The organism is Mycobacterium sp. NGS26 (genome assembly GCF_059813025.1).
The window spans coordinates 1-3004 of sequence record NZ_JCALDU010000009.1 but is presented as its reverse complement, the minus strand read 5'-3'; the positions used below and the strand labels follow the sequence as shown (position 1 = coordinate 3004).

Below are 3004 nucleotides of genomic sequence, written 5' to 3'. Positions count from 1 at the left end.
TCGATGCTGGCCGGGTCGAACACGTCGGTGTCGTATTCGACGCGCAGGCCTAGTTGGGTGCCGGGCAGGGCTTGGACGGTGAGGGGGTAGTGGTTGTATTCGCGGTTGGTGAACTCGGTGAGGGTTAGCCCGTCGTCGCCCGGCAAGGCGGCGGTGTCCAGCGGGTAGTTTTCGTAGACGAAAAGGGTGTCGAACAGTTGGTCGTGACCGGTGATGCGGTGCATGTCGCCCAGGGCCAGGTGCTGGTGTTCGAGGGTGTGGTTGTGGGCGTTTTGGAGCTGGTCGAGCAGGTCGGCGGTGGTGGTTGTCGCGGTGATGCTCGCGCGCACCGGCACGGTGTTGATCAGCAGGCCCACCATCGATTCTGCGCCGGGCACCTCGTCGGGGCGGCCTGAGACGGTGACACCGAAAGCGACATCATGCTGGCCGGTCAGCCCCATCAGCAGCTGCGCCCACCCGCTTTGCAAGACGGTGTTGATGGTGGTGTGGTGCGAGCGTGCCAGCTCACCAACGGCCCGGGTGATTTGTTCGGGCAGCTGAAATGAGGCGACGTCTCGGCGGCCGAGGCTTAACCGGGCTGGCGGGCCGACCAGTGTGGGGGTGCTAAACCCGGCGAGCACCTCGCGCCAGGCCGTGTGGGCGGCCTGCAGGTCGCGACCGGCCAGCCAGGTCACGAACCTGCGGTAGGGCACCGCCGCGCCCAGCCGCTGCCGCTGATAGCTGGCGAAGATTTCTCGCAGCAGGATCGGCAGCGACCAGCCATCGACCACGATGTGGTGGATGGTCAGCACCATCCGGTGGTGGTCTGCGCCGGTGCGGATCAACGCGGCCCGAAAGGCTGGCTGCTCGGCCAGGTCGGCGACCGCGGCGCGTTCGGCGGCGCAGACCTGCTGGAACCGCTCGACGGCGCCGGCGCCGGCGCCGTCGAGGTCGAGGTATTGCCACGCCGGTGCGGGATCAGCCGGGATGATTTGCACTGGCGCACCGAACTGGTCGCAGAATCGGGCCACCAGGTTGGGATGGCGGTTGATCACCGTGGACAGCGCATCATGCAGCCGGTGCGGGTCAAGCGGTCCGCGCAGCGTCATGGTCAGCTGCACCGCATACACATCATCGCCGCCAGCTTGGGTGCTGGTGTGAAACAGCAGCCCCTGTTGCAGCGGGGTCAGCGGGAGGACGTCCCCGATGTGGTATCGGCGTTCAAGCTCGTCGATGTGGTGCTGGCTCAAAGCGGCCGGGGCGATATCGGATGGGGTCAGCCCGCCCCCACCCTGGTGCACGTGCGCGCAGATACCGGTCAGGGCCTCAAACCACAACCGGCTCAGCCGGGTGACCGCCGCGCGATCGAGCACCGAGGGCGCCCACATCCAGTTGGCGTGCAGCTGCGGGCCGGCGTCGGTGTCCACCGTGACGGCGTTGAGTTCCACGGTGTGGGCCAGCGGCATCGGTATCGCCGCGGCGGCGCCGGTCAACGACAAACTGTCCGGGCTGATGCGCCACAGATCCTCGGATGCCTGCCCGGCCGGCCCGCCTAGGCGGCCTAGATAGTTAAACCCGATCGGCGGGTCAGCCCCGCCCAGTTCCACCTCGGTGTTCAAATAGCGCAGCAGCCCATAGGTCACACCGTCCGGCAGCGCCCGAAGCTGCTCTTTGGCGTCTTTGATCACCGCCCCCAGCGCGGCCTGCCCGGCGATGACCTGCGCCCAGGACTGTCCACCCATCCGCAACGACACCGGGTATTTGCTGGTAAACCAGCCCACGGTGCGTGAGAGGTCCACATCGGGGCCCAGTTCCTCGTGGCGTCCATGGCCCTCGACATCGATGCCGATCGGCGCGGTGGGGGTGCCCAAGAATTCCGCCCACGCCAACCCGAACGCGATCAACAAAATGTCTTGCACCCCGGCATGAAACGCCGTCGACACCTCACCTAAGAGCCTGCGAGTCGTCTCGACATCCAGGGCCGCCGATAACAGCCCGACGCTGGCGTAGGTATCCACCGCCGGTGTCACCGCCGGCAACACCGCAGGGGTCCCCGCCACCTGCCGCCAGGTGTCGGCCTGCTCGATCACCTGCGGGTGGTGCGCGTATTCAGCCAGCAGCGATGCCCACCGGGCAAACGACGTCCCGCCCGCCGCCAACACCACCGGCTGTCCACCGCGGTGCTGGGCCCAGGCGATGTTGAGGTCCTCCAACAGAATTCGCCACGACACCCCGTCAACGGCCAGGTGGTGAATGATCAACGCCAACTGGCCAGTCGAGGCCACCCACAACGCCGACAGCATCACCCCGGCGCCAGGGTTCAACCGCGACCGCGCCTTGACCAACGCCTCATCGGACAACACGTCCACCGAGTCCAAGCACCCGCCGGCATCCACCGACCCCACCTCGGGCACCCGTAACAACCACCGGCCCGCGCGGTCGTGGTCAACACGCAGCCGCAGCATGGCGTGGCGATCCAGCAAGGCCTGCAACACCACCACCACATCGGCCTCGCTCACCCCCGCAGGGGCCTGCACCAGCACCGTCTGGTTGAACTCCTCGACCGGGCCCGCCACGGCCTGCAGCCAGCCCACGATCGGGGTGACCAGCACCGGCCCGACGCCCTCATCGATCACCTCACCGGCGCCGTCGGCCACCACGGCCACCCGGGCCAGCCCGGCCACGGTCTGCTCGACGAAAATGTCGCGCGGCCTGCACACCACCCCGGCTGCACGGGCCCGCGCCACCACCTGCATCGACAAAATACTGTCCCCACCCAACTCGAAGAAGGAGTCGTCGACCCCGACGCGGTCGAGTCCGAGGACTTCGGCGTAGATGCCGGCCAGGATCTCTTCGACCGCGGTGGCCGGTGCCCGGTAGGAGCTGGTGGGGGTGTAGTCGGGGGCCGGCAGCGCCGCGGTGTCCAGTTTGCCGTTGGCGGTCAGCGGCAACGCGTCGAGGGCCACGATCGCCGCGGGCACCATGTAGGCCGGCAGCCGCTGGGCCAGTTGGGTGCGCAGCGCGG

Annotated in this window: 1 protein-coding gene; it reads right to left on the bottom strand. The window is 68.0% G+C overall.

Going from position 1 to position 3004, the window contains the following annotated elements; all coding sequences use genetic code 11:
* The coding region (locus tag AC5Y6X_RS24290; protein ID WP_499989693.1) for a condensation domain-containing protein at positions 1–3004 on the bottom strand (3004 nt) is incomplete at both ends.